This window comes from Thalassovita sp. ABM4_323 (genome assembly GCF_056158665.1).
The window spans coordinates 252,924-275,275 of the sequence record NZ_JBSWTS010000007.1 but is presented as its reverse complement, the minus strand read 5'-3'; the positions used below and the strand labels follow the sequence as shown (position 1 = coordinate 275,275).

Here is a 22,352-nt window from a genome sequence, read left to right as displayed (position 1 = left end):
TCAGCTGAAACGGATTTCGATTTCGTCATCATTGGCGGCGGTGGGCAGGAAGCGCAGATCCAGACGGATGCCAAGATCACCATTGATTTCCTGCTCGGACGGGGCCTTGATCTGCACTTTCGGGGCGGTGACCGTCAGCGTCTTGCCAGCAACCTTTCCCAGCGTGAAAATCAGCGGCTCGGTGACAGCGTTCTTGACCATGCTCAGCAGGTCCTTGGTGGCCAGGTCGGGGTGTTTGACCGTCATAGCGCCGGTGAACATGCGCGGGCTCAGCTTGGTGCCCTCGCAGTTCATATACTCGTTGACCTTTGGGGTTCGCCCATCGGTGAAGTTGAAGCTGGTGACGCATAGCTTGGTGCCGCCCAGGGTGAATGCGAACATGTTTTCCGGGGTGCATTCCAGGCCACGCGGCCAGCTCGAAAAGTCATGCGCTTCGGGAACAAAGGCAACCGGTGCCACGTACTGGCCCTGGCGGGTGAAACTGAAATGTGCCTTCTTGTTCACCTCGGCTGTGAACCCGAAAGAGCCGCGCACCCCGACAACGGTCTGCATCGAAGCACCGTTGCGCAGCTGCTGTGTGCAGGACGGGATTTCGGTGCCGACCGGCAGCGGTGTGAAGACGGTGTCTCCAGCATCATCGGCCATTGCCATGGCGGAGGATTGCAACAGATGCGCATAGGCCGGGGGCGTAGCTGCAACCGCAGGAGGGGCGGCTTCGACCTGATAGGTTGCGCCGGCGCGGATGTTGCTGGGGTCTTCCAACTGGGCCCCTTCCTGCCCGGTCAGAAAATCCTGCTCGGTATAGTCCGCGTCGAGCATATTGAAGGTCACCTCCCGACACAGGATCGCGTCAGCAGCGGCGGTTACTTCGGCGGTGCCGGAGGTGGTTTCCAGAACCTCGCGGATCAACCGCTGTTTCCAGGTTGCCATAGTTTACACTCCTCAAGTGATCTGAATGCGCCGGTCAAAGCGCAAGGTGAAATCGTCCTGCCAGAACAGCCCGCCATGCGAGGCGATCCCGCTCTGCAATGCGCCCCGCACAAAGCGGAACGCCTCGCCGCCTTCTTCGGGGATGAACCGGCACAGAGACAGCAGCACCGCTTCGCGCAGCGGCTTCAGGCTGTTGGTAGCGGCGGCTCCGCGCCGGTCCGCCAAATCGCGCACGGCCATGATCACGCCGATCCGGGCGGTGACTTTCTGATCGATCATGTCTTCGTTCTGATAACGGTTCTCGCCTGCCTGCTCGCCCAACAGGATCACGAAGGCGCTGGGGTATTGCAAAGTGCTGGCGGTGACGCGGCCCAGATCGGCCGACAATCCGACGAATTTGAAACCCGCCACCGTGTCGCGCAGACGGTCCCGTACCTGCATGGGGTCCAACTGAAGCATCACAGGCTCCCTGCATCCAGAAGGTCGGAAAAATACATCGTCGACAGCTCTTCGATTTCGGCCTGGTCTTCGTCGGACACGCCCAGATACGGACGCGCAGGGAGTGTCACAGATCCAACAACCGCGGCCTCGCCATTTGCCAAGGTGAAGGCCAGCGCTTTGCCGCCCTTGGCTTTGATCGTGGCTCCCGCTTGGTGGACGCCGGCATAGATCATGTTGCTGCCGATCTCGACCTGGTCAGGAGCGGATACATGCGTGATTGAGCGCATCAACTGGCCGCTGTCGTGCAGCGTCTTTCCTTGCTCCAGCTGCGCACGCAGGCTCTTCGGCCAGGGCGCACCATCTGGCGCGACATTGGTTTGCCCGATGCGCTCGACGGCACCATTCACCAGGACCGTTCCTATCAGATCCATCAACGGAGCGAGATCTCGGACGCCGGCCTCCAGACGCAGAGCCGCCGCTTGCGGAGCCACATCGTCAAACCGGGCGGTCAGGGTTACGGCCATTTCAGAACCCCTTCAGGCTGTCGCGCGTGAACTCGCGCGCTGGCCCATCGGTCATCGCTACGCCTGGCGAGGTCAGAGCGGTTTCTCCGTCTCCGTCATCCCCGATGGCCGTCTCGCCACGCGCAATGGCTTTCAAGGTCGAAAGGGCATCCTTGCGCAGGGTGCCATAGACCTCGGCGTTATGCCCCAGATTGACATAGAGCCGGTGCATCGCCAGATCGCGGCACAGAACCGTCAAAAGATGAGGCGGATCGGCGAGGGGCAGTTTGACCACCTTGGCCAGATAGGTGTTCATTTCGGCGGTCGCGTCGGCCAGCGCCTGCTCCAGACGGGTATCAGAAGGCGTGTCCGCCCCCTCGAAATCCGTCAAGAGCACGAGATCCCCAGCCGGGATCACCGCCTTTAATTGATCGACGCTGGCATAAGGCATGATCAGCCTTTCTTGACCGTGAATTGCGGATCGGCCTCAAGCTGCGCGATCTCGAAATCGGACAGCTCCTCGGCGGCGACAGTGGTTTCACCCTTACCCCAGCGACGACCCACACGGCGGCGGCCGTCCTCGCGGTGGCAAATCACGGTAATCGTCAGAGCCTCATCGGCGGGGGCCATCGCTTGCCCCCCGCCGGTGGTTGCTGTTGCCGCCTTGGCTGCGGCGGTATGAGCCTTGGCGGCATCTGCCGTGCCATCGGCTCCCTGGGCATTCTGGGTATCCTGGGGATCAGTCTGGGCTTGTTGATCTGCCTTGGCCCGCGCCTCTTCAACACGCGCAGCCAGTTTCTCGTCACCGATGTTGGGCGCAAAGCTGACGCCAAGATCGTGCGCCTGTTTCTCAAGGATTTCACGTTCAGACATTTCAGGTCTCCTGTCAGTTTACAAAAGGGGCCGGACCTGCCGGTCCCTCCAAAAACTGACCGCATTCAACTGATCAGAGGCTCAGACGCCCCTCGACCATCAGTTCTGCGGTGTTACGCCATTTGTTGGTCGCACCTGCCGCATCCCGTTCGTTCATCAGAATTTCACGCGCGGCACCCTCGTTGGACGCCGAGACAACCAGCAGCTTGGGCTTCAGGTTCAGCTTGCGGCCGCGATGGCCCCGCGCCGAGATCATGGCCGCGCGCGCCAGGGCATAGTTCTCGGCCGTCAGCGGCTGACGGGAGGCATAGGCCAACTGCCAGGCACCGAACCCGGACCCACAGCGGCGTTTTGCGCCCCATTTGAATTCGTCGTGATCAAACACGTTGTCATCGGTCAGCGACGTCTTGGGCACGATCTTGGCTTTTTCACGGTCCTGGAAAATGATCGGCTTGATCACGCGACTGTCGTCGATCAGATACCAAGCTGCACCCGCACCGCCCTGGAAGTTGGATACGGATTGTTCAACGCCATCTGCATCCACCACAGGGTGGTCAGTGTCGAAGAACATCTGGCCGTCATAGTGCTCGGTGGTGAACCCCAGCTCCAGTTGCTCCCACACCAGATCATCCGGCAACTCAGCAGCCACCTGGCCCATGTCGCTGACGACCGGGGCATAAATCCCGATCTGATCGTCGGCGATGTCATCGGCCTGGATTGCGATCGTCTTCTCAAACTTGCGGTTGCGGATCGTAAACCCGTCCGCTTCCAGGCGCTCGACGAAGCGTTCGCCGATCCATTCACGCATCGGCCCCAGTTCGGACAGCTTGGGGTAAGTCTGGTTGCGTGTGGTCGAGTTCACCGTCATGGCGATCCGGCCATAGGTGGTTTCAACACCCGTCAGACGTTCGTTAAAAGCGGTATTAAACGCCGTGTTCAGTGCCGCCAGGGCGGCGCGATTGATATCCATGTCAGGAAGCTCCTCAGAGGATTTCGACGACAACGCCTTCAGGCGTGACGTCCAGGCATTTTCCGGCGACCAGCGTTCCGGCCGCCCCGACGGTGTTGTCATCGACCACGTAGACATCGGTTCCGATATCGGTCCGGTCGAGGCTTCCGTCATTCGCCGCCAGGAAGGGACCGCGCTCGATTTCCACGGTTACGTCACCGGCGGCGCCGGTGGTGTTATCCGCCTCAGCCAGTGCAACCCCGCGCATGACGGTGCCGGTGGGAATGGCCGGAATGGCATCTCCCGCCGCGTTCAGCGCCACCAGCGCGCCGCTGAAAATCTGCACTGACGCGGCTACCGGATCGACGAAGCGGCGACCTTTTCCAACGCGAGTGCGCGGACTGTTCTTTGCAAGTGCGACCATTTCAGACCTCCTTCAGTTCGGCATCACGGGTGGCGCGGAATTTTTCGTGATCGACGCCCATCAGGGACGCGACCTGGCGCTCGGTCTTGTCCAGCGCGCCGGTGTTCACCGGGGGCTGACGACCAGCCAGTTTGCGCGCGGAAGGCGCAATTACTACCGGTGCAGAGGCCGCCCAGCCCTGGAACTCGCTCAGGTCCTTGGAGGCCAGCTGTTTGGCCCAGTCCTCCATTGCCGGTGTCAGTTTGCCCTCGTCGCGCGCCTTTTGCAGAGCGACTTCAGCCTTGCCCTCGCCCACCTCGGATTGCAGTGAGGCGAGCTGCGTCTGCAGATCCGCGAAGGCCGACATCGGCACGTATTTCGCGGGATCAACGTCGGCACCAGCGCCTTCCTTCAGGCGGCTACACACCTGGGTGACGGCGTCATCGCCGCTGACACCCGCTGCGGCGGTGACCGAGGCCAGATGGGTTTCGGTTTCGAGAAGCGCTTCAACGCGCTCCGCGATCTGATCGGTGTCGTCAGCCGGCAGGCCAAGCAACTCCGCGATCTGTTCGATCGGGTCCATGTGTTCATCCTTCGATGCGATTTGACGAATTTCCGGGAGGGCCGGATTGTTGACGAGGCCAGCACCCTCGATCAGCACGACGCGCCCATCCGAGCGCAGCGTGGTGAATACGGGAGAAATAAAGCGATAGCTTTTCGACTTGATCGCGCGACGGCCTTCCGCCGTCCATTCGACCGAAGCCATGACGCGATCACCTTCCACATGCATTTCGGTGATCCAGCCCGCCGCGCGGCTGTCGGCAGTACCCTGAGCCGACAAAGAGCGGTGATCAAAATCGATGGGCAAGACGTTGCCCGCTGCATGGGAGAAACTGGCCGCAATAACAGATTCGGCGTCTTCGGGGTACATGCGCAGTTTTGCCCCTGCGCGATTGCGCTTGTCTTTCAGCGCAAAACGCAAATCACCGACCGGCATGACCTCAATTTGGTCAGGCACCGTATCCGGCAAAGGCGCAAGAGCGCAGAAATGTCGTGCTGTTTTACTCATGACGCATCTATGTCACGAGCTGTGCCATATAGGGCCGGGGATGTGGTCTAGGGGATGTTTGACCCTTCTGTGGCAATCCGCGTCCGGGGATGGAGATCAGATACCGTTCAAATCCGCCACAGAGCCTTCAAAAACGCCCGCCTCTGATTTTTATAGGGGATAGGGGCGGCGCGGCCTCAATCGGCCTCTACGGGCAAAATTTCGGGGTGTTCTGTTTTGGCGTCTTCGCTCAGTTGTCGGATCATGGTTTCGGCCCATTCGATTCCCATGTCACGACCGACCGTATCCTCGGGAAGCGACTGCAATTCCTTGAGGTGCGCTTTCCACCCGTCGAGATCTCCGAACACAGGATCTGGGATCAGTGCGATCTTCATTTTGACAACCTTTCAATCAGATCGGCATGCCGTGCAAAAAACTGCGCGAGCCGGTCCGTCAATCCGAAATGATAGTGGATCGCCCCTCTACGCTCAAGGAAAAGCGCCAAGGCGTGATTGATGATATAGGTCGCGTCCTCTTGGGGCATCGCGGACAGTTCGTTCTGCCAGACCGGAATTGCCCTGGCGCTGAACTCAGCGAATTGCGGCCCTAGGATTTCCTGAGCCGGTCGGGCACGCCAGAGCGCCCCCCCAGGTGATACGGCGGTGATTGATCTCACTCGCGGATGTTTGAGTGTCTGAATGTCCGCAAAGGAAAGCGGCGCGTCCGTAATGTGGCTATGCAGAAGCTCGACCCCTGAGACGCGGTTCTGGTTGTCGAAATCGCGCAACAACCCCGCAACAGGCACCCTGTCTGGGGTGTCAATGTCTGCGTCCATGATGGCCGTTGCCGTCCCGTCCGCATCCAGAATGGTAAGCGTCTCGCGCCCGATCGCCATGCGGCGAAGACGCAGGCCCTGCAACACGCCCCGCACATGAGCCTGGCGCTCTAGCGCCATATCCGGCATGGTATTTGCGACACGGGATTCGATATCCAGCCAAACAGCGCCGGGGTTGGTGTCGAAGCCGGGCGTGATACCGCGCGGAACATCCTGCACCTCGCCGGTACGCTTGTGCACCCAAGGCTGTTCATCCAGATCGGGCGTAAGTGACACGTCCCGACCGTGGCGCTTCATCCAGCCTTCGGTCCGCTGAACGGTGTGGCAGCCGCAGAAATAGCCGTTGGGCGGAAAAATCCGGCGCCAAATTGGATTGTCTACCCGCCAGATATGATCGTGAAACCGAGCGTGGTCATGGCGTTTGCTCGGGCGCTCGATCTGAATGTACTGCAGATACGGGAATGCAGCCTGGGTACGCTGAATGCGGGCCCAATGACCCGCTGCATGAGCCGTGCGCATATTGGTGTCATAGATCGTGCGCAGCCGCCGCATCGACCCGAGCTTTACCTCTTCAAACGCGCCCGTGACCGGGTCGCGCATGATAGCCTCGCCCCACCAGCCCGCGGCCTGCAGTGCTGGTTTCATGTCATCTTGGAACTGCGCAAGCGTCCGGCCTTCGCGCATCGATCGGAGGAGCTCTTCACGGATCAGTTCGAGCACATCGTCGCGCATCGCCTTGGCCACGACGAAGTTTCGGGCATGTTCCTCGCGCCAAAGATCCTGATGGTGAAACCGCTGCAGTACCGGCGCAAAGCCCTTGGACTGGAAGTAGGTGATGGCTTCCTTGGGGGCCAGCGGCTTGAGTTCGATCATTGCTTGTCAACCTTCGCGCCGACCTCTCCCGCAAGACGGGCCGCGTAAGTTGACCGGCTGAGATGCTCTTGCAGCGCCTTTGAGCCCGCGCTTTGACTGAACGCCTCCAGGATATCCTGGACATCGGCAAAATCCTGCGCGCTGAAAATCGCCTCCAGCAATGGCCCGATTTCACCCTCCATGACCTTCTGCAATTCACCATCCAGCATCAGCTCATCCACCAGCGCATCGATGCTGTCTTTGGGCGCATCAACCGGGGCGGTCGATGCAGCCTGGCGATCGATCGGAGCTTCGTCGGTCGGAGGCACCTCACCACTCTGCGGCTTCAGGAAATCTTCACCTTCTTCCGGCTCTCGCAGGCTGAACGCTTTGTAAATATCCGCTGTGGCGATCCGCATGCCGAGGGCCGGGCCCTTCTCCATCAGTCGCAACAGAAGGTCTGGATCGGTGCGCTCGGGTGTTACGAAGCTGATTTCCGGCAGCGGAACATTGTGCCGTGGATCGAAGTTCAGTCGAATGATCGCTCCAGCCAGATCACGTTGCAGAGATCCCGCCAGTTGCTCGGCATCGGCGTCCCGAATATCAGATCGCACTTCCTCGTGGATTTTGCCAACCGCATGTCCTCCAGCGATAGCGTCTGTCGTCGCAACCTGACCGAGGATCCCTTTGGACAACTGCTCGTCCCAAAACCGCGCTTTGCCCTCATAGAGCTTTTCCGCGCCCGTTGCGGCCGCCGCAATGACATCGACCTCCATTTCTTTTGGGATGATCGCGGCCATATCAACGCCAATCTGACGCACCGCGCGCAACAGGGTCATACGGTCCTCGGCCGAGGCGGACGTGTCGTATTTACCCAAGCGCAACGGATGGCCGTAGGCTTCACAGAAGATCGCCCAATCCTTGAGAGTGTAATTCTTGAACAGGTAGGCCCAGCCCGCCAGGCGCGCCAGTCCGCCACGGATGGGCAGGCCGGATTTGGCCCTTGCCATATGGATGACATAGCCGTTCAGGCGTAACGGCTGAGGCCCTGCGTTGTCGCGCAAATAGATGTACTGACCGTTTTCCTGATCGAACTCGAACCAACGCGGATCGACCAAGTCCAGAGAAGACACCTTCAGGTTCTTGCCTTCGCGCGCCCAATCGATCTCGCAGACCGAATAGCCCTTTCCCAGAGCGTCCATCATGTCGATAAGCGCTGATTTCACCGGTGGCGAGTTCAGTGTCTGGCGCACCATGTCCGCCGCTTCGTTGGCGAGTTCCGTATCGTCCCCCGGGTTGACCTGAAGCGACAAAGAGCGGATCGCGCGTTTGCGAACCCCCAACACGGCGGAATAGTGCAGATCCTTTTCTTCCATCTGCTCCGCCAGTTCGAGATATGCCGTAGCATCCCCAAGCTCAGCGGCGCGCAGGATCGAAGTCAGACGTGTTGTGGTCAGACCATCTGCGGGATGTCCGCTGTGGATCTGTCGCACCGATCCCAAGGATGGCACGGCTTGGCGCTCCAATAGTTCTGAAACCGGAACTGGCTTCAATGGGCGTCCAAATTGGTCAAGTAGCGACATTACCAAGCTCCTTTGCCAAAGCGGCCTGCTCCGGCACTAAATTCATCATCGTCAGAGTTTTGATCGGCATAGCGAGAACGCGTTCCCGGAACGCCTTGATAGGCATATTCCGCATATGTTTGACGGCTGGCAAAATACCCCAGCGCACAGGCGATCGCGCTGTCACCATGCCGGTTGAACCCATCGCTACCTTTAAATCGAAAATCCTTGGGCACCCGGATGATGCCGTCGACATATTGCAGCGCCTGGTGGTCCGCCAGGACGTCGGCATGTTTGGGCAGCTCGATCGTCTTGTCACCAAAGGCTTCGATATAGGGCGGCATTTCCAGCTCGTACCATTGGCGGGAGAAGCTGACCTCGACGATGCGGGTGCCATAGCGTTGCGCGGCCTTTTCGGCGAGGTAGGCCCCATTGCCGGTTTTATCGAGGGCGCCCTTGGCGAAGTTGGGGATGCGGTCGCAGATGTAGAACAGAATATCGCGCTGCTGATCGAAGGGGATGTTGCGCAGCTCGACAACCAGCTTGGTGCGCCGCACCAGGTCCTTACCCAGCTCCATGATCACGATATCGGTCACGTCGCCTGATCGGGCAAAGTCCTCACCCATGAAGTGCTGCAGATTCTCATTGAGCGTCTTCAGCACCGGCCCCAGATGGGTGTCGCACCATTCGCGGGCCTTTCGGATGCGCTCGGCGTCTGGCGCATTCTTGAATTCGTCCGGCTGGGACCAGCGTTCGACCGGAACGCCTGGCTTCATTACAGCCTCGATCTGGACGCGGGTCAGGGCTGCGCCTTCCATCTCGGCTGGGATCGCGTCGAGTTCCTGACGCATGGCGGCCGTGCGCGCGCCATAGGCGCCCCGGATCAGCGCCTCCCATTCGTCCTGGGCCTCTTGCGACCAGGTCTTGCCCTTCATCTGGCAGACGCGCTTGTAAAGACCGTTTTCAACCGCCTTTGAAAACGGGATGAAATGGACTTTGAAGGGATTCTTTCCGGCCTTGGCCTCGCGGATCAGCTCGTTGAACGGATTGAGCACTCCGTTGTGGGTCGAGATGACGCGCACCTTGCCGCCCCAGATCAGCAGCGCGTTCACCGCATCGATGACCTCGCGCACGTCCTTGTGAAACGCGGCCTCGTCGATCACAACAACGCCCTGAAGGCCGCGAATGTTGGCCGGGTTGGAACTCAGCGCCTCAACCCGAAAGCCGCTTTTGAAGGTGACGCGATAGGCGCTGATATCCTTGGAGGTGCCATCAGGGCGTTCGTCCTTGAACAGGAACTCCTCGATCTCGCCCAGGGCCTCGCCCATCACCTTGGCAAAATGGGCGACATAGCCGATGAACTCTCGGCCCTTATCCTTGGTGTCACCGATGTAGAAGACATTGTCGCCCCCGGCAGATCGGCTGGCCGCGGCGATCAGCGTATCGCCCAGGGCCTCGGCAAAGGTGATCCCGGTACGCCGCCCCTTCTCAGCGATCTTCAGATCCGAGGTATCCTGCAGCCAGTCGATCTGGTGCTGCATGAGGATGCCATCAGCCAACGGATCCAGATCCTCGGGGATCTGCGCGCCGCGGGGCAGCTCTTCTGGTAGGGCTTCGCCATCGCGGGAAAGAACTGGCTTTGTGGGGGCGAGGTCAGCTTGGGTCATGTCACGTCCCCACCACCCAAAAAGCGACCCAAAGCCCTAGCCCAAAGAAAATGCCCGAAAAGAACGGGGTGACTCCATGCTCCGCAACGTAGAAACATACCCTCCAAATCAACTCCTTCCAGCGGATCATGTCTTGGCCTCGCTTAGATCAATCAAATACGGCTGACCGCGCCACCAGGCGATATGGGCGACATCGCCCAGATGCGTGACAAACTCTTCGCGCCGTCCCAGGAACCTGGCGCAGAACGCCTTCCAGCGCGGCCCCTTGCGCCAATGCCAGTCACCCGCCAGCAGAATGGCGTCCTGGACCACAGGGGGACGGCGCGACTTCATCACTTCACGCCCAGGAACTGGTTGCGCATCTGTGCGATACGAGCGGCGCTCAGCCCCCCTTCGCGAGCAGCATCCTCAACCACCTCTTCAAAACGCAAAGCGGCTTCGGCCTCGGCTGCAGCGGTGGCTTCACGCGCCACGCGCTTGCGTTCGTCCTCCAGCAGCTTCTCGCGCATGCTAGAGCTCGACATCAGATCCTTGAGCATCCGGCCAAGGTTCATCAGATCCTTGGGGTCCAGGTGCCCATCTTCTTCACGCACATTCTGGATCATGTGGACCGCACTGGTGGCGATCATCTGCATGAGCACCTTGTGCAGCTCACCCTCGGCCTCGATGTCGATCTCCGACAGCAGTGTCTCGGCGATCTGGAAAGCATCACGCTGATCCTTGAGCGCCTTTGAGAACTTGCCGACCGCCGTCTTGCCTACGGTCAGCTCCAGGCCTTCCTCCTGAAGGCGGAAATTCAAAGCTTCGGTCACATCGATGATGTCACCGAAACCGCGCGTCTCCAGTTCTTCCTTGAGCCACTGGCGCAGCTCGGCTGGTATGAGGTCCAGTTTGGCCGCGGCGGGCATGGCTCAGCTCCCCGGTTTGGGGCGCTGCACACCAGGGTGACGCGCGATGCCCTGCGCTACCTCAACGCCGCGCACGGTTGCTGTCACCACCATAAACCCGGCGTGATCCTCGATCGTGACCAGTCCCTGCTCCTTGAGCCAATTCACCTCGGAGGTGACCTGGTCACGCGTGTAGCCAATGCCCAAGGGGTGCAGCAGCATTTTGATCATGGAGACATTGCTGGTGTATTTCGGGGCCTCTTCGAGCAGGCGCAGAATGGCGATGCGGGCGTGTTCGCTCAGGGTGTCTTGGTATTTGCTCATTTCCGGCCCTCGCTCAGCAGGTGGTCCTCGTGCCGGCTAACGATGTTCTCAAGTCGGCTCATGATCTTTTGATTGCCCTCCATGATCGCCGACATGGTCTCCATCGTGCCGCTCATGCGCGTGAGCTCCATCTGGACGGCGTGGAGGTCGTCCTTGCCGGGCATGACCTTTACGGTCTGTTCCAGCGAAAGGATGCGGTTCTCGTGCCGGTCCATGCGGTCGGACCCTTCTTTGAACCTCTTGTCTGTGTCTTTCTGACGGGTGGCAAAGAAGGTCCAGATGATGGCGCTGAAGGAGAGAGCGAAGCTGGAAAGCTTCAGAAAGGTGTCCAGGTCGAGGGTCACGCCGCACCCCCGTTTCCAGAGATACGCGTGGCCAGTTTGGTCACCACATCCTTGACGGTGTGACCGCCCATGTAGAGACCGAAATACAGCCCCGAGAGCTGCAACAACTGCTCAAACGGCATGGGGGGAAGCGCGATCTTGGCGATGGCGTTGGTGACATGCAGGATCACCACATTCCACAGCCACAGGACGCCGATCAGATACATGCCGGCCGGTCGCCAGGCACTTTTCCACGCCGCATCCGCCTGGTCGGATTGCAATGTGGCGTTGGCAAATTCCATCTCCTGCGCATAGAGCGCGACCATGCCCGGTGCCTGGGCTTCATCCACCTCGACAATGGCTTTCTTCACCGTTTCAGGATCGCTCTCGGCCAGCTGGGGCAGCGCATCAACGGAAACACCTACGCGGCGAGCGATCAGCCCGACGACGCCAGTGGCCAGTTCGGTATTCTCAGCACCTATGCGCTTTGAAAGGATATCCCGCACAAGCGGGGCTCCGGCTTGCAGGGCCAGAGAGATCAGGGCGGCACTCATCAGATGCTCCTCAATTTTGCAGCAAGGGTGGGGAAACGGGTTTGGGCCTTGGCAGCCACAGCATCGCGGTATTGCCAGGCGCGCCACGCCAGCCAGATCAAGGACAGGCCAATGGCGACCGGGATAACCCATTCCAGGGCGGGGATGGCGGACACGGCCTCGGGCCCGGCCGAGGGCAGGTCGATCGCCTCGAGCGAGCTTGAGGACGAGGCCGCGACAGTCGGGGCAACAGCTTTGCTGCGCGCATCAAGCATCCGCTGCAGGGTGGATAGCGTGGCGGCGCCGATGATCCCATCAACGGTCAGGTCGTGATCGCGCTGGAAGGCTCGCACAGATTCCGTAGAAACACCGCGCGGTTTTGCGCCTGGCTCGTAGCCTAACTTGCGCAGCTCGACCCGGATGCCTTCGAGGATTTCGGTATCCATGGAAATCACGATGCGGGCGCAGCCCTGGGGCGTGAATTTCACGCCATCGGGATACATGCCATAGCGGATCATCGAGAACTCGTCGGCACGGCGGCGGGTCAGGCCGGAAAGAACCTTGCCGCCCCCTTTGTTCCAGGCGTAGAGGCGATTTTTGACTCCAACCCAATCGTGGACGCGCCATCTCTTGACCCAGGAGGCGCGGGCGATCGCTCCGGTGTTGAAATGAAACGAGACCGCGCCGTCAAACTCGCCCTGATTGGCGTCCGGCATTTCTTTGGCGACCGCAGGCTCGTAGTTCATCCCCAGCGCCACAGACAGAAGCCGGTCGGATTCCTCGGCCGTGATTGTCATGCCAGGTTTGGGGTCGACAACCCCCGAGGCTTTGGTCAGTCCAGGGCCAATAGTCCAACGCCCAGCGGGGCAGCGGTACGCCTTCAGGACGTCGCCTTCGTGGAGCTTCAGCGCAGCACGGCCGCGCGGGGATGTTTTTTGGGACATGTCGCCTCCTGGAATACGTCGCAGGGGCAGACCACACCCCGTCCCTAACGGGGTGCCATGTTGGGGCTAAAAAAGGTCGGGGGAAGTGGTTTGGGGGCAGAAGGCCACAAGCTATTCATCTCCAAGTGGCAGTGAGAGCTGCTCGTCCAGCCCCTGCTCGCGGCGCATCTGGGTCCGCAATTTATGGACCCAAGCGGCCGTCACGCCAAACTCGGATGCGATGACATTCGCCGATCTCGTCGGCTCGGTCAATCCTGCCTCCAGGATAGCGGCGCGCAATGCCGCTGCACGGTCCTGCGTTTCGCGGGCTCGGGCACTGGGAATGTCCAAGGCGGTGCCACCGAATTGCGCTGAGAGCCAGTCAACAACGTCCTGCCCGACCTCACTGGTAAGATTGGATTTTCTGGAGCTTTTTGGAATGTCCCGCCGCTGCCCGCCGATATTCGCTAACAGTCTTAAAGCGGCTGCTTGACCAAGATCCCGCTCCAATTCATCGATCCATGCATCACGCGGCCGCTCAGACATCGCCGACCTCTTCGAACTTGCCGACCTCGTTGCCCCAGACATCGTGGCCAGGCCATTCCTCGCGCGCGAAAAGCTCGCAGCAGAATGCACTCGGAACAAGGCGCTCGATCATCTGGCGCATTTCAGGCGGCTTGCGGCTGTGTTCGCGGCGCACCGCCTCTATCGCGTTGGGGATCTGCTCCGGCGCAAGGATCAGATTGCGTTCGGATCGGCTGGCCGGGCGCGGCGATCCTATTTTGCCGACAAGGAACGGCTCGGTCGCGGAGCGCAGAACATAACCGGTCCCGAAACAGATCTTCCCCTTGGGTGTCCGTTTGGTCCATGACCCGCCGGTGACATAGTCGAACCCCCAGGCATCCATGACCTCCAGCGCCTGAGACAGGTGCGGCCAGGTCGACCACATGAAGAGATAGCAATCCGGTCCCGCCAGATGCCCGACCGGCAAAGCCTTGATCTCTTTCAGCGGCATGGTCTCATAATGCGCTTCGGGCGATTTGGCGTAACCCTTCTGCGAGCGCATTTCATAGAGCCACGGGTTGTCCGCCAGGATGGCCCCGTATTTCATTGGGGTGAGGGTTTCAAAAGGCCAGTCCATCACTTGCTTCCCTTCTTGCGCCCACGGTGGGTGTGTTTGTTGGGCTGGTTCTTGATCCAAACCGTGCTGACCACGCCTTCGACGATTTTGTAAACGACACTGCCCACGACGACCCCAATGGCCCCTTGCTCGATGCCGCGATCGACGGTGTGCCCGATCTTGCGTCGGATGGTTTCTATATCCATGCCTTCGACACGTTCGAGGTAGCGGATGACAGCGTGATCAGAGACGGAATGCAGAGGCTTTTTCATTTGCGCCCCCTGCTGAAATCAAAATCCACATCTTCGCGCCGCGCCCAGGCTTTCAGTGCCTGAATGACATCGTCGATTTGCGTGTGGTCCCGCAGCATGTCTACATCTGCCGGCACGCTTTGCCATGTCTCGCCAAATTGCTTGCGTATGAAGTTGTTCAGGCCCGCGCGCGATGGCTCGCGCAAAGCGCCAGCCTCTCCCAGCTTACGCCAGAGCACGTGGACCAGGCGCAGATCCGCGCGCGGGGCGCGCTTGTTTCTCGTTTTGCCGGATTTTTGAACCACAAAGCCTTTTGTCTTCAACGCATCGACCACAAGTTTCAGCTCACGCTCGTTCATGTCGGTCAGGCTGGATTTGCCAGTGACGTTAAGCTGCAAATCATGACGGGTTTCGTGGTCCAGTCCCAGCTCGCGGCAGCCTACGAAAATCTGTTTGCGCAAGGTTTCGGCGCTCATTCGCTGTCCCTTTCACCTTCAGGGCGGCAATCGGTGATTTCATCCACCGCGATGTTACTAAACCTGCCGTCTTCGAATTCGGCGGTTGGGCGCACCCAAATCTGACCGTCCCACAAACTCATGTAGATCGTTGCCGGAACCAGGCCTTCCTCGATCAGCCCATGCCCCACAACTGTGTAGAGCCCGCCGGATTGCCGGTGTTGCCAGATTTCGCTTTGCTGAGTTGCGCTCATGACAGCAGCACCTCCAGCTCTCGGGCGATCTGATACAGATCATGGGCGCTTCGGGTGTCAGCAAATTCAGCGGTTACCCACACGTATTGGTCAGCCCCAGACCATTCGACGGACATGGTGTCATCGCGGTCCAGGACCTTGCCCAGGGCCTCTTGGAGGACATCAACGCGGTGCGCGACGGTTTGCTGGTCATTGAGTTTCATGTTTGCACGCCTTCCCTTTCGGATGCTCATCAGGCCGGGGCCACCACGCCCAGGCGACGTCCCCGGCGCAGGGCCGGGAATGTTTCGCTTAGAAATCGACGTTCAAGGCGTCCTTCAGGGCTTTTGCAGGCGTAAATCCAACACCGGTTGAGGCCATGATTTCCATCGCTTCACCCGTTGCGGGGTTGCGTCCGGTGCGCCCCTTGCGGTGGACGGGTTTGATCACGCCCAGACCCGCGATCTGAACGTGGTTCCCGGCCTTCAAGCTGTCCGTGGTCACGGCCTTGAACGCATCCAAAAAGGTCTGCGCCTCAGATTTGGTGGTGCAGGCTGCGGCGGCTATCGCGGCAACCAGTTCGGTGGTGGTGGTCTTCTGTGCCATGTCAGGTCTCCTCTTGATGGCGGGTGAAACTCAAAATCGTGTGGTGCGTCCTTGTGAGGATCGGGCGCGGGCGATGTCCTTCAGGTTGGATTGCGGGGCACTTGCTTCACGAATGGCTGGCTGCTCGAATTTCTACCGCCAAATCTCGCCCTGCCTCTGTTAGGACGCCGGGCGGCTTGACCATTCCCCAATTCTGAAGTGATGCGTAACAAACTCCATTCGGGTCAGCTTGAAATACTGCGCGGTCGATAGCTTCCAAGCCCTTCCCCTCTGCTTCCAGCATCGCTGTTAGCAATCTTCTCTTTGCGGCAGTGAGTTTCATTGCTCGTCGCTCCCTTCAGTTCACAAGGCGCACGGGCGCGTCATTATCCGCCCCGTCGCCCGAACCATCGACCACGTCCGCGAACATCTGCTTGGTCAGGTCATCGGGCAGGCCGTAGGTCCGGTTGAGCTGGATCGCCGCAAGCATGAGGGTGAAAGCCGCCGCTACTGGGGTGGGGGTGGCCTGCCGGGATATTTGCGCAAGCTGGTCGGCAAGGTGGGACAGCTGGTCATCAGTCATGACGCTTGTCCCGGGCGACCGTGATCAGAAACATGAGGAATTCCCTCAGACCATTGACAAGAACCCCCAAACCGATGGTGATGCCCAGCCAGACCCAGAAACTGGAAGTGTAGAGTTGCAAGATTTCATACATCGTCAGCCCTCATGCCTTCGCCAAATCGATGGTGATCGCCTGCCAGCCTGCATCCTGCGTGGGCCGCTGGTAGCAGCGCACGTAGGCTTTGGTGGCGACGGGACGAATGGCGTCGCGCGTGGCTTTAATCGCGCGCTGCCACCGCTCGTCGGTGCTTTCCATGCGCAGGAGGCTGTAGATTTCCGCCCGGTTAATTTTTCCTTCTTTGTCCGTGTTGAAGGCCCGAGTGACAAACACACGCAGCTCATCCCGCGCGTCGGCGGACCATTCATTCAGGCATTCGTCAAAGAGCCCTTTTGCGACTTGCAATTCGGGACCAAATTCAACGAGGTCCGCAACCGCAACCTGGACCTTGAAGAGGCCATCGTGGGACAGGAATGTCTTGTTCCCCTTCTTCCCGCCTTTGGTCAGTTCGTATTGCTGTGCCAGCAGCGCTTCGAAATCCGACAGATCCTCGAATGTGTGCTGCTTGAAGCGCGAGACCCCGGCGGACAGCGAGATCGCGTATCCGATTATTTTGCGCACCAGCTCGTCCTCCAGAAGGTGCTGGGGCTTGATCAGCTTGACCGGGACCAGGCTGCCTTTGGCGTCGGCCAGATATTCGGTGTCGCCAATCACCTGGCGTCCCGTGCCGATCGGATACGGGCTGTTCTCGTGGACCACTTTCACCAGGTGGCCGATATGAACGCCGCCCGTGCGGCCGGTGATCTTGATAACGGTGTCGCCGCTGCCCAACACCCAGGGTTCAGAGCGGATCTCTGCGTGTTGGTATTCAGGGCTATCGTCACCCGAGACAGGGAAGTAAAAAACCTCGCTGCCGATCGGGAACATGGTGGCCACCTGGGCCAGGCTCAAAGCGGTCATTTCAGTTTCCTTTCACTTGGTTCAGCCGATCAACGGCTTCGGCGGTTTGCAGGCACAGATGGCCAGCACCGGTGGTGTCGATCAGCGCGGCCATGGCGGTGATCTCTTCATGGGTGACCTGCTCGACGCCGCGTGGGCCGCGTTGGTCGATTTTGCGTAGCGCCCGGCCGCAATGGGCCAGCATTTCGGTCTCGGTCATGGGCGTGGTTTTCACGGCTTTTCCTCGGCATTCAGCGGGCAGGATTTACAGGCCCGGAACATCATCACGTTGCGCGAATTTACGGGGTTGTAGCGGCGCGACTTCGTGCGCCAGGTGCGACAATCACTGATCGGCATTTCGCCCTGGGCTGGGCATGTCACGGTCGCCTTTTCAAAAACGCCGCGGTACATCTGCTCAACCCGCTCGAGGTCACCGGGGTACTTGTTCGCCAGGACTGCGGAGATCAGCGAGCCAGAATAGCCCATCGCTTTGGCAACCTTATTTTGGCTGCTTTGCATGCAGGCTTTGGCAAGGCCTTCCACCCAATCCGGCAGGTCTTTTCCCCAGCAACGACGGGTCTTTTCAAGAGGTGTTTCAATGCTCATTTAAGGGTCCTCGCAACATGGGTGAACTCGCCCTTATTTTCATCCCAAACCGCGCGAATGCGCTTTTCGCGAGGGGGGATCGGGCCGGTGTTGTGAATGAGGCGGTAAAGCGCCAACCGGCCTTTGTTGTCGGCCTTGCGTTCGATCCGAAGGTATCCGGCGCCCACCAGCATCCGGCAGAAATCGCGCGCTTGATCTTCGGTGACAGGTGTGGCTTCGGTGTTGGCCTGCATTGCGACATCGCGGTAGCTGAACACCCCGGCTTTGCGGATCACGAACCACATCGATTCAGTCGGGGTAATCGAGCTCAACACGCGGCCTTTCTCGTCAGACACAGGCGGCGTTCCAGGCTTTTTTGTCACCTTGTAGAGATCGCGGTTGCCACGTTTGCCATTTGACTTGGCATAGCCCCACCGCACCCAATCCTTGATGGCCAGACGTACGAATTCCAGGCTGCGCTTGCCTGCAGCCGAAAGATCATGCGCAGTGAACTCGTTATGAATTTTGGCTAGCTCCCACAGGTGAGAACGGTTTGCCAGTTTGGTACGCTGAAACCCCATCACACGAACCTCCGCATTTCTGGCGGTCGGCCGGTGTGCAATTGATCCGCGGGCAAGTCTTTGAGCGATACAGAGGTCTTCCCTAGGATATCAGCTTGCAGGTTCGCCAAGTCAAAATTGTTCACCATGAGGCGCGCCGAACCTTTGCTGGCGGCCTTGATGGCGTTCTGAAGGTCAGGCTCGATCGTCACTTTTTTGCACCGGATGGCCAGCAGGTGCCCAAAGTCATCGTCATCCAAGGGTTCCGCTGCGACGCGCGCGAGCATGCGGCTGTTGATCCGCTCCCAGGCCTGCAGTTCGAACGGAAGCTTTTCTTCCCCCACCAGGATGACAGGGACCGCCGAGACCTCGTAAATATCTCGCACAATCTCGATCATCTTCTTTTTCACCAGAAAATCAGCCTCGTCTATGATCAGTGGCTGATTGCTCTGGATCAGAATTTCGCCGATCTGATCGACCATGCTTGGCACAGTGCGCGCGGGCTCGGCCCCAAGGTCCTTTAAGATTTTCTCGCAAAGCGTTTTTCGCGTCCAAGCACTCAGAACCTCGACCAGGCATGCGCGCCGACTGTTGGCGGCATAAATGCTGGCCATAGTTTTGCCGAACCCGCTGGGGCCGTAAAAGCACCCCATTCCAGGCAGGCCGTGGCTGCGGTCCTCCAGGCGGTGCACCATTGCCATGAAGTTCATGACATTGCGCAAGGGGGCGAGAGTGTTGTGTGAGTGGCTGCTCTGTGTCATTGTTTCCTCGTTGCTTTCTTGCAATTCGGCGCGGTCTGGCCGTTACCCAGCCGCGCCACCTTCTTCAGAAGCCCCTCCGAATTCGCCCTGCATCTCCTGCATCGCTTTGTATTCGGGGGTTCTCTGGTAGCCTTTCAGCCACCGGTTTTGGTCACCCGTCAGAGCCACGCCTTCGGCTTGCCGGGCTTCCATCTCTTTTGCTCGCGCAAAGCGGGAGCGAATGTCGTCGTCTTTGTGTGGTGCGGATTTGATCGCGTCTTTTGCCCGATCTTCAAAACTGGCCACAAAGGCCTCGCGCTTGGCCTGCTCTGAGGCACTGAGAGGTCGGGCAATTGGGGCGGGGCGGGGCGCCTTTTCAAAGGCGGCGGGACGGACAACCTTCGCCTCAAGCCCCGCGCTTTCTTTCGGTGCGCTGGCTGAAAGACCGTCAAGGTAGCCCCCTAGCTGCACCGCATCGTATTTGCGCAAGGCTTTGGCCGCTTCTTTCTCGGCCTTTACCCACTTGCGGCGCGCAGCGGCATGATCTCGGGCCTCCTCGATGTCAAAGAAGCCTGCCGGCACACGGCACTCTGCTTCGCCAAGGTACTCGCCTGTCAATGCATAGACATGCAGGCCATCGTGCAGCGCGGCGGGGTCAAAACGCGCCACAACTTTCTGGCCTGAGATTTCGTACATCCAGTCCGCGTGATACTCGTTGCCCATGAAGCGCAGCAGGCCGTTGGAGCGATCAGCATTCAGACCTTCCGCTCCCATCAGCCACAGGCGCCGCTGTTCGTCTGTGGCCTTGCGGATCGGGGCCTGGGCATAGCTTTCCTCAAAGGTTGCCAGGATAGAGCTGCCCATCGTGGTCTGGCCGCGCCGCCCGGCGCGCGCATTGTGCTCTTCGATCCCTTCGGCAACCACCTCAATGAAGCGCTCAAGATCGATTGCCTTCGCGCCATAGTTTTCCGGCTTGGCATCGGGTCGATTGCCGGTATATGCCCCCGCAAAACGCGGGTCTTTGGCGATGTCATCGGCCATATCACGGAAGGCCCGCTCGATCGGCTTGGATTGGCCGGAATAGGGCGTGGCCCAATGGACCTCGACGCCCAGCGTGGTCAGGATGCCGGGAATGTCGTCATCTTTGACTTTGAAGCGAAAACGGGTCGGGGTTCCCCCCGTCAGAAACTTGTTGGCAAATTCACGGCCATTATCGAGAACGATATGCTCAGGAATGCCAAAACGCTCAACCATATCTCCCAGGGCCAGCGAAACACCTACCTTGTTTGGCGTCTTGTCGATCCGCCAGCTAAGGATGCGCCCGGAGTAGATATCCTGAAACGCCACCATTTGCGGACGTACAATTTCGCCCTCACCAGAGTTTGAGCCTGCCTCGGCGGGCCAGCGAACAAACACGTCAAAGCGGTGATAATCCGCGTTCACCGCCTCCATCGCATGCAGGCTCAGCTTATCGCGTGTTTGCGCAGGGTAGATCGCTTTGAGCGCGTCAACACCCTTGCGGCATAGCGTGATGGTCAGCTGCGAGACCTCCGCCTCAAGCCGGCGCCGCATTGTGCGCTCGGGGGCTGTTTGGTAGCCTTCGGCGCGCGCCAGCTTCACCGCACGGCGATAGCAAGACGCAAAGCTGGGCTTCTCAGGCCGCAGGAAGTCGGACTTTAGATAATCCCAAAACTCCTCTGAGACCTCAGCCCGCGTCGCCTTGCGCGTTGCCGCCTGATGCCTGGGGGCCAAATGCGGAAGCCGATCGTCGATGCGAACCCCATCAAGCAACCCAAACCAGGACCAGATGGTGCGTGCGCCAACGCCCCAACGCGAAGCTGCGATATGCACAGCGGTATCCTTGGACTGTCCGGCGCGGCAAAGCACCTCGACCGCCTGAATGATCTCGAGGCGGCGCCGGGCTTCAGCTTTTGGCTTTGCGGGCAAGCTGTCGAACCAGGACCAGGTATCAACGCGGCTGCGCGTCGGCGCTGTCGGTTCTGCATTGGGGCTCAGCAAGGCCAGCAAGGCGCTCTGCGCACGTAAGGGGAGCAGTTTCCAGTGGTACTCCCACCCGCCGCCACGCCCTTTGCGACGCCGGGCATGCTCAGGATGGGCGCGCCAGTTGCCGCGTTCGATCATCGAATTCACACGGCGCTTGCTGACCGGCATGTCGGGCAACTTGGCCTGTGCGAGCTCTTCGGCACTCCACCAGATCTGTTGTGGCTCTGTCGCGTTGGGCATCAGGCATCCCTCCGATTTTGTTCGTCGGAGATGTACTCGCTCAGATCATCATATATCTCGCTCACCAGTCGGCGGCGGGCGGCAACAGGAGCACGTTTCCAGCGTGCAAAAAGGTCTTTGAACGCCTCTTCAACGGGGTCTTTAGGCAGGGCTGACGTGTCGCTACTGGCAAGTGCGCGGCGCGCTTCGGCAGTCTGTTTTCACCTTGCCTGAAGACAGGCGCATGACCACGGCTTTGCGGTCCGCGTCTTCGCCTATTTTCGAGATCTCGGTCAGGTCTTTCAGCGTGACTGGACGATCAGAGCCGCGCAGGAGGTCTATTTCGTCGCGACCCAGCCTGGACCCAGCTGCGACGATCTTTTGAATTTGGCGCGTTGTCATGCCAAATTTTTCGGCGGTTACAGCAGCAAACGAACCGAGTTCGCTTGCTGAACCCTGTCGAGCCAAACCGCCCGCAATCCCCTGCTTTGTCTCAGGGTGTAGCTTTTCGTATACGCGCTTGCGTTCTGCCAGAAAGATGGCGGTGTCCAGGGCGTTCATCTCGGCGCCGGCCAGGTTGTCGTCGATCTCCATCAGGCGCGCCCAGTCGTCCGTTACTTCGGCCCAGACCTTCGCCTCAATCGCACTCCAGCCCAGGCGGCGCGCGGCCTCCAGGCGGTGGCCGCCGGCGATCAGGACAAAGGTGCCTGACTTGGTTTTCCGAACATGAATGGGGTCTTTCATCACGCCCAGTTCGCCGATCGAGGCAATTAGGCTTTCTACCCCGGCCTCGCTTATCGGGCGCAGACGATTGCTGTCGTCGATCGCATCAACAGGAAGCTCGTTTACGGTCATCAGTTTTGGTTCAGACATCGGAGGCAACCTCCGAATTTTGCGATCCACCCGGTGCGGGGTGGGCTTCCCCTTGCACCGGGTGGACGCCACCATCGGCAGGGCCAACAAACCGACGGAGGACCTCGTATCGGAG

Annotated in this window: 35 protein-coding genes and 1 other RNA gene; all 36 read right to left on the bottom strand. The window is 59.7% G+C overall.

The window, feature by feature from the left end:
- The 36 genes from ACXADQ_RS03690 to ACXADQ_RS03515 all read right to left on the bottom strand — a co-directional run bounded on the left by ACXADQ_RS03690 (position 1) and on the right by ACXADQ_RS03515 (position 22,324).
- A complete protein-coding gene (locus ACXADQ_RS03690) occupies positions 1-930 on the bottom strand; it encodes a phage tail tube protein (protein WP_475315688.1) in 930 nt (309 codons plus the stop codon).
- Positions 931-942: 12 nt separating this feature from the next.
- Positions 943-1,389 carry a phage tail terminator protein gene (locus ACXADQ_RS03685; protein ID WP_475315684.1) on the bottom strand — a complete coding sequence of 149 codons (447 nt, stop codon included), beginning with the start codon at positions 1,387-1,389 and terminating at the stop codon, positions 943-945.
- Positions 1,389-1,895, bottom strand: coding sequence for a phage virion morphogenesis protein (locus tag ACXADQ_RS03680; protein ID WP_475315682.1), 507 nt, complete (start codon positions 1,893-1,895; stop codon positions 1,389-1,391). Before ACXADQ_RS03680 ends, ACXADQ_RS03685 begins: the two co-directional genes overlap by 1 nt.
- Before the next feature lies 1 nt (position 1,896).
- The gene (locus tag ACXADQ_RS03675) at positions 1,897-2,325 is read right to left on the bottom strand and encodes a gp436 family protein (RefSeq protein WP_475315680.1); all 429 of its coding nucleotides are present in this window, start codon (positions 2,323-2,325) and stop codon (positions 1,897-1,899) included.
- A gap of 2 nt (positions 2,326-2,327) precedes the next feature.
- Complete coding sequence (locus ACXADQ_RS03670) at positions 2,328-2,747, bottom strand: hypothetical protein (protein WP_475315676.1); 420 nt, start codon at positions 2,745-2,747, stop codon at positions 2,328-2,330.
- Positions 2,748-2,820: 73 nt separating this feature from the next.
- Positions 2,821-3,717, bottom strand: coding sequence for a Mu-like prophage major head subunit gpT family protein (locus ACXADQ_RS03665; RefSeq protein WP_475315672.1), 897 nt, complete (start codon positions 3,715-3,717; stop codon positions 2,821-2,823).
- A 13-nt stretch (positions 3,718-3,730) separates the two neighbouring features.
- Positions 3,731-4,120 carry a hypothetical protein gene (locus tag ACXADQ_RS03660; RefSeq protein ID WP_475315668.1) on the bottom strand — a complete coding sequence of 130 codons (390 nt, stop codon included), beginning with the start codon at positions 4,118-4,120 and terminating at the stop codon, positions 3,731-3,733.
- Between the two features lies 1 nt (position 4,121).
- Positions 4,122-5,168, bottom strand: coding sequence for a phage protease (locus ACXADQ_RS03655; protein ID WP_475315664.1), 1,047 nt, complete (start codon positions 5,166-5,168; stop codon positions 4,122-4,124).
- Between the two features lie 176 nt (positions 5,169-5,344).
- Positions 5,345-5,542, bottom strand: a complete 198-nt coding sequence (locus ACXADQ_RS03650; RefSeq protein ID WP_475315660.1) for a hypothetical protein — start codon at positions 5,540-5,542, stop codon at positions 5,345-5,347.
- Complete coding sequence (locus ACXADQ_RS03645) at positions 5,539-6,855, bottom strand: phage head morphogenesis protein (protein ID WP_475315658.1); 1,317 nt, start codon at positions 6,853-6,855, stop codon at positions 5,539-5,541. The genes ACXADQ_RS03650 and ACXADQ_RS03645 overlap by 4 nt, the downstream gene beginning before the upstream one ends.
- A complete protein-coding gene (locus tag ACXADQ_RS03640) occupies positions 6,852-8,417 on the bottom strand; it encodes a DUF935 domain-containing protein (RefSeq protein WP_475315653.1) in 1,566 nt (521 codons plus the stop codon). The genes ACXADQ_RS03645 and ACXADQ_RS03640 overlap by 4 nt, the downstream gene beginning before the upstream one ends.
- Entirely contained in the window at positions 8,417-10,063 is a 1,647-nt protein-coding gene (locus tag ACXADQ_RS03635; RefSeq protein ID WP_475315649.1) for a hypothetical protein, read from the bottom strand. Before ACXADQ_RS03635 ends, ACXADQ_RS03640 begins: the two co-directional genes overlap by 1 nt.
- 126 nt (positions 10,064-10,189) lie before the next feature.
- Entirely contained in the window at positions 10,190-10,396 is a 207-nt protein-coding gene (locus ACXADQ_RS03630) for a hypothetical protein (protein ID WP_475315645.1), read from the bottom strand.
- On the bottom strand, positions 10,396-10,971 hold the full coding sequence (locus tag ACXADQ_RS03625; RefSeq protein WP_475315641.1) for a phage protein Gp27 family protein: 576 nt from the start codon (positions 10,969-10,971) through the stop codon (positions 10,396-10,398). The genes ACXADQ_RS03630 and ACXADQ_RS03625 overlap by 1 nt, the downstream gene beginning before the upstream one ends.
- Before the next feature lie 3 nt (positions 10,972-10,974).
- The gene (locus ACXADQ_RS03620; RefSeq protein WP_475315638.1) at positions 10,975-11,274 is read right to left on the bottom strand and encodes a VpaChn25_0724 family phage protein; all 300 of its coding nucleotides are present in this window, start codon (positions 11,272-11,274) and stop codon (positions 10,975-10,977) included.
- Complete coding sequence (locus ACXADQ_RS03615) at positions 11,271-11,618, bottom strand: DUF2730 family protein (protein WP_475315636.1); 348 nt, start codon at positions 11,616-11,618, stop codon at positions 11,271-11,273. Before ACXADQ_RS03615 ends, ACXADQ_RS03620 begins: the two co-directional genes overlap by 4 nt.
- A complete protein-coding gene (locus ACXADQ_RS03610) occupies positions 11,615-12,151 on the bottom strand; it encodes a hypothetical protein (protein WP_475315632.1) in 537 nt (178 codons plus the stop codon). The genes ACXADQ_RS03615 and ACXADQ_RS03610 overlap by 4 nt, the downstream gene beginning before the upstream one ends.
- Entirely contained in the window at positions 12,151-13,074 is a 924-nt protein-coding gene (locus tag ACXADQ_RS03605) for a glycoside hydrolase family protein (RefSeq protein ID WP_475315627.1), read from the bottom strand. The genes ACXADQ_RS03610 and ACXADQ_RS03605 overlap by 1 nt, the downstream gene beginning before the upstream one ends.
- Before the next feature lie 111 nt (positions 13,075-13,185).
- The gene (locus ACXADQ_RS03600; RefSeq protein ID WP_475315623.1) at positions 13,186-13,599 is read right to left on the bottom strand and encodes a hypothetical protein; all 414 of its coding nucleotides are present in this window, start codon (positions 13,597-13,599) and stop codon (positions 13,186-13,188) included.
- Positions 13,592-14,194, bottom strand: a complete 603-nt coding sequence (locus ACXADQ_RS03595) for an MT-A70 family methyltransferase (protein WP_475315620.1) — start codon at positions 14,192-14,194, stop codon at positions 13,592-13,594. Before ACXADQ_RS03595 ends, ACXADQ_RS03600 begins: the two co-directional genes overlap by 8 nt.
- On the bottom strand, positions 14,194-14,445 hold the full coding sequence (locus ACXADQ_RS03590; protein ID WP_475315619.1) for a hypothetical protein: 252 nt from the start codon (positions 14,443-14,445) through the stop codon (positions 14,194-14,196). Before ACXADQ_RS03590 ends, ACXADQ_RS03595 begins: the two co-directional genes overlap by 1 nt.
- Positions 14,442-14,900: a gp16 family protein gene (locus ACXADQ_RS03585; RefSeq protein WP_475315618.1), complete on the bottom strand. Its 459-nt coding sequence runs from the start codon at positions 14,898-14,900 to the stop codon at positions 14,442-14,444. The genes ACXADQ_RS03590 and ACXADQ_RS03585 overlap by 4 nt, the downstream gene beginning before the upstream one ends.
- The gene (locus ACXADQ_RS03580) at positions 14,897-15,133 is read right to left on the bottom strand and encodes a hypothetical protein (RefSeq protein WP_475315615.1); all 237 of its coding nucleotides are present in this window, start codon (positions 15,131-15,133) and stop codon (positions 14,897-14,899) included. The genes ACXADQ_RS03585 and ACXADQ_RS03580 overlap by 4 nt, the downstream gene beginning before the upstream one ends.
- Positions 15,130-15,336, bottom strand: a complete 207-nt coding sequence (locus tag ACXADQ_RS03575; protein WP_475315611.1) for a hypothetical protein — start codon at positions 15,334-15,336, stop codon at positions 15,130-15,132. Before ACXADQ_RS03575 ends, ACXADQ_RS03580 begins: the two co-directional genes overlap by 4 nt.
- A 16-nt stretch (positions 15,337-15,352) precedes the next feature.
- Positions 15,353-15,426, bottom strand: an RNA gene (locus tag ACXADQ_RS03570) — hammerhead ribozyme type II.
- On the bottom strand, positions 15,425-15,718 hold the full coding sequence (locus ACXADQ_RS03565; RefSeq protein ID WP_475315607.1) for an HU family DNA-binding protein: 294 nt from the start codon (positions 15,716-15,718) through the stop codon (positions 15,425-15,427). The genes ACXADQ_RS03570 and ACXADQ_RS03565 overlap by 2 nt, the downstream gene beginning before the upstream one ends.
- Positions 15,719-15,824: 106 nt before the next feature.
- Positions 15,825-16,040: a hypothetical protein gene (locus ACXADQ_RS03560; protein ID WP_475315603.1), complete on the bottom strand. Its 216-nt coding sequence runs from the start codon at positions 16,038-16,040 to the stop codon at positions 15,825-15,827.
- A 15-nt stretch (positions 16,041-16,055) separates the two neighbouring features.
- Complete coding sequence (locus tag ACXADQ_RS03555; RefSeq protein ID WP_475315601.1) at positions 16,056-16,280, bottom strand: hypothetical protein; 225 nt, start codon at positions 16,278-16,280, stop codon at positions 16,056-16,058.
- The gene (locus tag ACXADQ_RS03550; protein ID WP_475315599.1) at positions 16,273-16,413 is read right to left on the bottom strand and encodes a hypothetical protein; all 141 of its coding nucleotides are present in this window, start codon (positions 16,411-16,413) and stop codon (positions 16,273-16,275) included. The genes ACXADQ_RS03555 and ACXADQ_RS03550 overlap by 8 nt, the downstream gene beginning before the upstream one ends.
- A gap of 9 nt (positions 16,414-16,422) precedes the next feature.
- Complete coding sequence (locus tag ACXADQ_RS03545) at positions 16,423-17,277, bottom strand: DUF3164 family protein (protein ID WP_475315595.1); 855 nt, start codon at positions 17,275-17,277, stop codon at positions 16,423-16,425.
- A gap of 1 nt (position 17,278) precedes the next feature.
- Positions 17,279-17,491, bottom strand: coding sequence for a hypothetical protein (locus ACXADQ_RS03540; protein ID WP_475315591.1), 213 nt, complete (start codon positions 17,489-17,491; stop codon positions 17,279-17,281).
- On the bottom strand, positions 17,488-17,862 hold the full coding sequence (locus ACXADQ_RS03535; protein ID WP_475315587.1) for a hypothetical protein: 375 nt from the start codon (positions 17,860-17,862) through the stop codon (positions 17,488-17,490). Before ACXADQ_RS03535 ends, ACXADQ_RS03540 begins: the two co-directional genes overlap by 4 nt.
- Complete coding sequence (locus ACXADQ_RS03530) at positions 17,859-18,422, bottom strand: hypothetical protein (protein ID WP_475315583.1); 564 nt, start codon at positions 18,420-18,422, stop codon at positions 17,859-17,861. Before ACXADQ_RS03530 ends, ACXADQ_RS03535 begins: the two co-directional genes overlap by 4 nt.
- Positions 18,422-19,186 (bottom strand): AAA family ATPase, encoded by a 765-nt coding sequence (locus tag ACXADQ_RS03525; protein WP_475315579.1) that lies wholly within the window; start codon positions 19,184-19,186, stop codon positions 18,422-18,424. Before ACXADQ_RS03525 ends, ACXADQ_RS03530 begins: the two co-directional genes overlap by 1 nt.
- 18 nt (positions 19,187-19,204) lie before the next feature.
- The gene (locus tag ACXADQ_RS03520) at positions 19,205-21,385 is read right to left on the bottom strand and encodes a transposase domain-containing protein (RefSeq protein ID WP_475315575.1); all 2,181 of its coding nucleotides are present in this window, start codon (positions 21,383-21,385) and stop codon (positions 19,205-19,207) included.
- Between the two features lie 162 nt (positions 21,386-21,547).
- Positions 21,548-22,324: a ParB/RepB/Spo0J family partition protein gene (locus ACXADQ_RS03515; RefSeq protein ID WP_475315571.1), complete on the bottom strand. Its 777-nt coding sequence runs from the start codon at positions 22,322-22,324 to the stop codon at positions 21,548-21,550.
- Positions 22,325-22,352 lie beyond the last annotated feature (28 nt).